We start from the raw sequence: 7094 nt of genomic DNA on the forward strand, positions 1-7094 counted from the left end.
CGTGCGTACCCGGCGTCTGCCCCGCACCGCGTGAGGCGAGGCAGACGGGGATCAGTGCAGGTTGGGTCCCAGCCAGCGTTCGGCCTCTGCCAGGGTCATCCCCTTGCGCTGGGCGTAGTCTTCCACCTGATCCTGCTGGATCTGGGCCACCGCGAAGTATTTGCTCTCAGGGTGGGAGAAGTACCAGCCGGATACCGCCGCCCCCGGCCACATGGCGTAGGACTCGGTGAGCTGCATGCCGATGGCCTGTTCCACGTCCAGCAGCTCCCAGATGCTCCCCTTCTCGGTGTGCTCCGGGCAGGCCGGGTAGCCCGGCGCCGGACGTATCCCCTGATAATTTTCGCGAATCAGTTCCTCGTTGCTGAGTGCCTCGTCCGGGGCATAGCCCCAGTGCACTTTGCGCACCTGCTCGTGGAGGTATTCGGCAAAGGCCTCGGCGAGGCGATCGCACACCGCCTGGATGAGAATGGCGTTGTAGTCGTCGTGGTCCGCCTTGTAGGCCTTGGCGATGGCCTCCTCGCCGATGCCGCCGGTCACCGCGAAGGCGCCGATCCAGTCGGGCTTGCCGCTCTCCTTCGGCGCCACATAGTCCGCCAGACAGTAGTTGGGGAAGCCCTGCTTCTCGCTCTGCTGGCGCAGGTGGTGCAGCACCTTGCGCACCTGGGTGCGGGTCTCGTCGGTGTAGACCTCGATGCTGTCCCCCACGGCGTTGGCGGGGAACAGGCCGACAATGCCGGCGCAGCGCACGCTCTGATCCTTCTCCAGCTGGTCCAGCATGGCGTTGGCGTCGGCGTAGAGGCGCGTCGCCTCCTCCCCCACGACTTCATCCTCCAGAATGCGGGGGAACTTGCCCGCCAGCTCCCAGCTCAGGAAGAACGGCGTCCAGTCGATGTAGGGGCGCAGCACCGAGATGGGCACGTTTTCGAACTTCTGTACGCCGGGCTCCCGGGGCGCCGGGGGCTCATAGCCCACCCAGTCCAGCTGATGGCGGTTGGCCCGGGCATGGGCCAGGCTGACCGGCTTGGAGCGCGGCTGCTTGCGGGCATGCTGATCCCGGGCAATCTCGTACTCCTTGTCGATGCGGGCGACGAAGGCGGGCTTGAGCTCCGGGCTCAGCAGGCTCTGGGCCACCCCCACGGCGCGGGAGGCGTTGGAGACATAGACCACGGGCTCGGAGTAGTTCTGCTCTATCTTCACCGCGGTGTGGGCCTTGGAAGTGGTGGCACCGCCGATGAGCAGCGGCAGCTTGAACCCCTGACGCTCCATCTCCTTTGCTACATGCACCATCTCGTCCAGGGACGGAGTGATGAGGCCCGACAGGCCGATGATGTCGGCGTTCACTTCCCGGGCCGTCTTGAGGATAGTCTCGCAGGAGACCATGACCCCGAGATCCACGATCTCGAAGTTGTTGCACTGGAGCACCACCCCGACGATGTTCTTGCCGATGTCGTGCACGTCGCCCTTGACGGTGGCCAGCACGATTTTGCCGTTGCTGGAACCGCCGGACTTCTCCGCCTCGATGTAGGGTTGCAGGTAGGCCACCGCCCGCTTCATCACCCGGGCCGACTTCACCACCTGGGGCAGGAACATCTTGCCGGCGCCGAACAGATCGCCCACCACGTTCATGCCGTCCATCAGCGGCCCCTCGATGACGTGCAGCGGCTTCTCGGCTTGGGCGCGCGCCTCCTCGGTGTCCTCCTCGATGAAATCAGTGATCCCCTTGACCAGGGCGTGTTCGAGCCGCTTGCCCACCGGCCAGCTGCGCCACTCCTGATCCCGCGGATCCTCCGCCTGGGCACCCGCGCCGCGATACTTCTCGGCGATGGCCAGCAGCGCCTCGGTGGCGTTGTCGTTGAGGTTCAGCACTACCGCCTCGACCTTCTCTTTGAGCTCGGCCGGGATGTCTTCGTAGATGGCAAGCTGGCCCGCGTTGACGATCCCCATGTCCATGCCGTTCCTGATGGCGTGGTAGAGGAAGACAGCGTGGATGGCTTCGCGCACCGGCTCGTTGCCACGGAAGGAGAAGGAGACGTTGGAGACGCCGCCGGAGATCATGGCGTGGGGCAGGTGCGTTTTGATGTCCTTCACCGCCTCGATGAAGTCCACCGCGTAGTTGTTGTGCTCGTCGATGCCGGTCGCCACCGCGAAGATGTTGGGGTCGAAGATGATGTCTTCCGGCGGGAAGCCGACGCGGTCCACCAGAATGCGGTAGGCGCGCTGGCAGATCTCGAACTTGCGGGCACGGGTATCAGCCTGGCCCACCTCGTCGAACGCCATGACGATGACGGCGGCGCCGTAGCGACGCAGCAGTTTCGCCTGCTCGATGAATTTGTCCTCCCCCTCCTTCATGGAGATGGAGTTGACCACCGGCTTGCCCTGCACGCACTTGAGGCCCGCCTCCAGCACCTCCCACTTGGAGGAGTCGATCATCACCGGCACCCGGGCGATATCCGGTTCCCCGGCGATGAGGTTCAGGAAGCGCACCATGGCCGCCTCGGCGTCCAGCATCCCCTCATCCATGTTGATGTCGATGATCTGGGCGCCGTTTTCCACCTGCTGCTTGGCCACATCCAGGGCCTCGTCGTAGAGCCCCTCTTTTATCAAGCGCTTGAACTTGGCCGAACCGGTGACGTTGGTCCGCTCACCCACGTTCACGAACATGGAGTCCGCCGTGATGATGAGAGGCTCCAGGCCCGACAACCGGCAGGCTACCGGCAGATCCGGCAGGGCGCGGGGCTTGATGCCCGCCACGGCGTCCGCCATGGCGCGGATGTGGGTCGGGGTGGTGCCGCAGCAGCCGCCCACCAGGTTGAGAAAGCCGCTTTGGGCCCACTCGCGGATATGCTCCGCCATCTCGACCGCGTCCAGATCGTACTCGCCAAACGCATTGGGCAGACCGGCATTGGGGTGGGCGCTGACATGGGTCTCGCTGATGCGGGACAGCTCCTCCACGTACTGGCGCAGCTCGTCCGGCCCCAGCGCACAGTTGAGGCCGAAGGAGACCGGTTTGACGTGGCGAAGGGAGTGGTAGAAGGCCTCGGTGGTCTGGCCCGAGAGGGTACGACCGGAGGCGTCCGTGATGGTGCCGGAGATCATCACCGGCAGGCTGTAACCCAGCTCCTCGAACACCAGGTCCACCGCGAAGGCGGCCGCCTTGGCGTTGAGGGTGTCGAAGATGGTCTCGATCAGGATGATGTCGGCACCGCCCTCGATGAGGGCGTGGGTCGATTCGGTGTAGGCGGCCACCAGCTCGTCATAGGTGACGTTGCGCTTGCCCGGATCGTTCACGTCCGGCGAGATGGAGGCGGTACGGTTGGTGGGGCCCAGTACCCCTGCCACAAAGCGCGGTTTCGCCGGGTCCTTGGCGGTCCACTCGTCCGCCACGGCGCGGGCCAGGCGGGCCGCCTCCCGGTTTATCTCGGCCGAGAGCGCTTCCATCTCGTAGTCCGCCATGGCGATGCGGGTGGCGTTGAAGGTGTTGGTCTCGAGGATGTCGGCCCCGGCGGCACAATACTGGTCGTGGATCTCGCGAATGACGGCGGGACGGCTCAACACCAGCAGGTCGTTGTTGCCCTTGATGTCGGTATGCCAGTCGGCAAACCGCTCCCCCCGATAGTCCGCCTCACCGAGTTTGTAACCCTGGATCATGGTGCCCATGGCCCCGTCGATGATCAGGATCCGCTCCTTGAGACAGGCTTCCAGCCTGGTTGTGACATCCGCTTTCTTGTTCGACTCTCTGCTCGACACCGCTCGTACCCCTTACATCCATGCAACTGCGTGATGCCCATCCTAGCAGCAATCAAATTAAATGGAAATCTAGCCGTCTATCTGTCCGTGGTGACGATTAAATATAACCATAAATAGGTAATGAGCATGATCTAACCCGGGAGTACCCTATGCCCGTCCTCAAGAGGGATACGTGCTTGCTGTTTACCAAAGAGAAAAATAACTATGAGCGTCTACTACACACTCTGCTTCCTGGCAGCGTTGGCGATCTTCATCGCCTTTGCCAACCAGTATGTTGTGAAGATCCAGACCACCATCGCCATCACTGCGGGCTCCATGCTGATCTCCGCGCTGCTGGTGCTGTTTGGCAAACTGGGTTGGTTCAATCTGGAGCCTCTCGCCATCAAGACCATGGAGAGCATCGACTTCCAGAACTTCCTGTTGAAGGGGATCCTGGGCTTCCTGCTGTTCGCCGGCGGCCTTGGCATCAACCTCAAGGCGTTGCGTAGCCAGAAGTGGGAAATCACCATTCTGGCCATAGCCGCCACCCTGCTCTCCACCTTCCTCATCGGCTACGGCTTCTGGTTCATCGCCAAGCTGCTGGGCTGGGATGTGCCGCTGGTCTACTGCATGTTGTTCGGTGCCCTGATCTCCCCCACTGACCCGATTGCCGTACTGGCCATCGTCAAAAAGATGAAGGCGCCACCCCAGATCGCCATCCAGATCGAGGGGGAATCCCTGTTCAACGACGGTGTCGGTCTGGTCATCTTCGCCACCGTGTTTGCCGTGGCCTTTGGCGGCGTGGAGCCCACCTTCGGCAGCGTGGCCGGTCTGTTCCTGCATGAGGCTCTCGGCGGCATCCTGTTCGGGGCCGTGCTGGGTCTCATCGCCCACGTGATGATCAGCGCCACCGACGACGGCTCCCTGGAGCTGCTGCTGACCCTCTGCATCCCGACCGCGGGCTTCGCCTTCGCCAACATGATCGGCGTCTCCGGCGCCCTGGCCATGGTGGTGACCGGCATCATGATCGGCAACTGGACCCGTCATTCCGGCTTCTCCGAGCAGAGCCAGCACCACCTGGATCACTTCTGGGAGTTGATGGATCAGTTCCTCAACGCCCTGCTGTTCCTGCTGATCGGTCTGGCACTGGTGCTGCTGGACCTCGACTGGCGCGACTGGATCCTGCTGGTCATCGCGGTGCCGCTCTGCCTGGCTGCCCGCTTCATCAGCGTCTCCCTGCCCTATGTGACGTTCCGCAAGTTCCGCAGCTACAACACCTTCTCGGTGCGCATCCTCACCTGGGGCGGCCTGCGTGGCGGTCTGGCCATGGCCATGGCCCTGGCACTGCCATCCGGTGTCATGATGATCCCGGAACACAACGTCGATCTGCGCCAGGTGATCCTGGTGATGACCTACTCGGTGGTGATGTTCTCCATCGTGGTACAGGGCATGACCATTACCCCCATGATCACCGCCGCCAAGAAGGCCTGTGGCGACGCCTGAGCCCGTCCCTGACCGGCAATGAAAAGGGCTCCCAAGGGAGCCCTTTTGTCATCCCCGTGGCAGAGAAAAACAGGGAATGACTGGGTGAACGCACAATTAGTGTTTGCTTTTTACACATTTCGAGGAGAGAATGCGCGCCGGCTAGTTAATCAGCCCTGATTATGTTCGCAATGCTTCACCTCACGATGAATCCTGCCAGTACCCGCATAACCTTCTTCTGATTTACTCGCCTTGAGAACCGTTCAGGCTGTCTGCCTGCGTTGCCCGGCTCTCACGGTGCAGACCCGATCTGCCCACTCCCAAGTAGCATCATGCATCCGCGTGGTCCTTGGCGCCTTCCTTGAAAGTGCAGACGCCCCTGAACCGGGCTGGGTATTCCTGCGCGCTCGTCCGCCATCGTGCTGACCGCGCCCATTGACCTGACATTTGCCAATACAAGGAGCAAACACTTAATTTATATAGAGAAATACCATGATGAAACACGTACAGATCCGCAAACCCCTGCGTCGCAGCAAACCCATCAACCTGCCCGTGCAAGAGCACGACGACGATGCGTTCCTGATCCAGTTCAGCACCCGCTTCAGCGGCGGCTTCGCCATCTCCTGTGATGGCATCGCAGGCGAGTTCTCCATCGAAGAGCTCAACTGACCTTGCCTGCCCAGGCAGCGCCCGATGCAGACAGGCCGCAACTCACGGCGGCCTCCTTGCCTGACGTCATAGTCTGCATGGCCCCGCTCCCCGAGCGGTGGCTAGACCCCGCAAGTCTCCTTGTCCGGCGCCTCCAGCAGCAGGCACTCCTCCTCGCCGGCTCCCAGCCTGACCCGTTTGCCCTGACTCAGCCCCAGCTTGGCGAGTAGCCGGACCGAGCGCTCATTGCCCGGAGTGACGATGGCGACCACCCGCTCGATGCCGAGCCGTTCGCGGCCATCTGCCATGGCCGCCCGCGCGGCTTCGATGGCATAGCCCTGGCCGCGCCAGGCGGGCAGGAAGGCATAGCCGATGTCTTCACAGGGCAGGGTATCGCGCTTGATGAGCCCGCAGATGCCGAGCCTGGCCCCGTCTTCCCGCCGCACCACCAGATAGAGTCCGTGACCGTGGCGGGCATAACTGACCGCAGGCCCCTGCTGGATGTAGTTTTCGGCATCCGCCAGGGTACGCACCCCGCGATCGCCGATGTAGCGGTGAAAATCACCATCGTTGAGCAGTTCGAGAATGAAGGGGGCATCGACAACGGTCAGTTCGCGCAGTTCCAGGCGCTCGGAGAGGATCATGACATGGGCTCGTTCGGCAGAGAGAGTGTCCAAGACTGCTCCCGCCCCGCTTCCTTGGCAAGACCCGGACGATATTTTCGCCCCCGGGAGCCGCGTCCCCGCTATACTGCCCACCCCATGGAACAGGCAGGAGAACGGCCATGACCGATACCCCCGAATTTTTTGATGAAGAGACACTGCTGGAGATGGTGGAGAACCAGCTCGCCGACGGCCATCCCCTCCAGGTGAAAGCCACCCTGATGCGCCTGGTGATGAAGGGCACCCCGCGGGAAGAGGCGCTGCAATACATCGCCTGCGCCCTGGGCGCCGAACTCATGGCCATGGAGGCCGAACAGGGCCCCTTCAACCTCGTCCGTTACGGCGAGTTCCTCGACAGCCTGCCCGAGATGCCCTGGGCCGAATGACCCGGGCCGATTAGGCAAGCCCCGGCGCCAGCCATTATCATTACTGCCACCACCAATGACGGGAGTTTGACATCCTCCCCCACCTTAGCGCTTCGCGTCACAGGAGGGGGATTCCCATTACTGGGTGATAGCTGCTCGCGCAGTACCGGGTTCCTGCTTCATCGGGCGGCCTGATTGCACCACGCCTCCA

5 protein-coding genes are annotated in these 7094 nt (G+C 62.7%); 3 read left to right on the forward strand and 2 right to left on the reverse strand.

The window, feature by feature from the left end; translation table 11 throughout:
- Positions 1 to 51: 51 nt before the first annotated feature.
- Complete coding sequence (gene metH, locus PG879_RS01410) at positions 52 to 3747, reverse strand: methionine synthase (RefSeq protein WP_052815859.1); 3696 nt, start codon at positions 3745 to 3747, stop codon at positions 52 to 54.
- 204 nt (positions 3748 to 3951) lie between these two features.
- Here metH and PG879_RS01415 point away from each other — a divergent pair, with 204 nt between their 5' ends.
- Positions 3952 to 5229: a cation:proton antiporter gene (locus PG879_RS01415; protein WP_041214319.1), complete on the forward strand. Its 1278-nt coding sequence runs from the start codon at positions 3952 to 3954 to the stop codon at positions 5227 to 5229.
- 471 nt (positions 5230 to 5700) lie between these two features.
- Positions 5701 to 5877: a hypothetical protein gene (locus PG879_RS01420; RefSeq protein WP_010672653.1), complete on the forward strand. Its 177-nt coding sequence runs from the start codon at positions 5701 to 5703 to the stop codon at positions 5875 to 5877.
- A 101-nt stretch (positions 5878 to 5978) separates the two neighbouring features.
- On the opposite strand, the gene PG879_RS01425 is transcribed toward PG879_RS01420, so the two are convergent.
- On the reverse strand, positions 5979 to 6500 hold the full coding sequence (locus PG879_RS01425; RefSeq protein ID WP_049637292.1) for a GNAT family N-acetyltransferase: 522 nt from the start codon (positions 6498 to 6500) through the stop codon (positions 5979 to 5981).
- A gap of 140 nt (positions 6501 to 6640) precedes the next feature.
- Here PG879_RS01425 and PG879_RS01430 point away from each other — a divergent pair, with 140 nt between their 5' ends.
- Positions 6641 to 6904, forward strand: coding sequence for a hypothetical protein (locus tag PG879_RS01430; RefSeq protein WP_039040440.1), 264 nt, complete (start codon positions 6641 to 6643; stop codon positions 6902 to 6904).
- Positions 6905 to 7094 lie beyond the last annotated feature (190 nt).

The sequence above is a fragment of the Aeromonas sp. QDB63 genome, assembly GCF_027707425.1.
In the GTDB taxonomy this organism is placed as follows: domain Bacteria; phylum Pseudomonadota; class Gammaproteobacteria; order Enterobacterales; family Aeromonadaceae; genus Aeromonas; species Aeromonas caviae.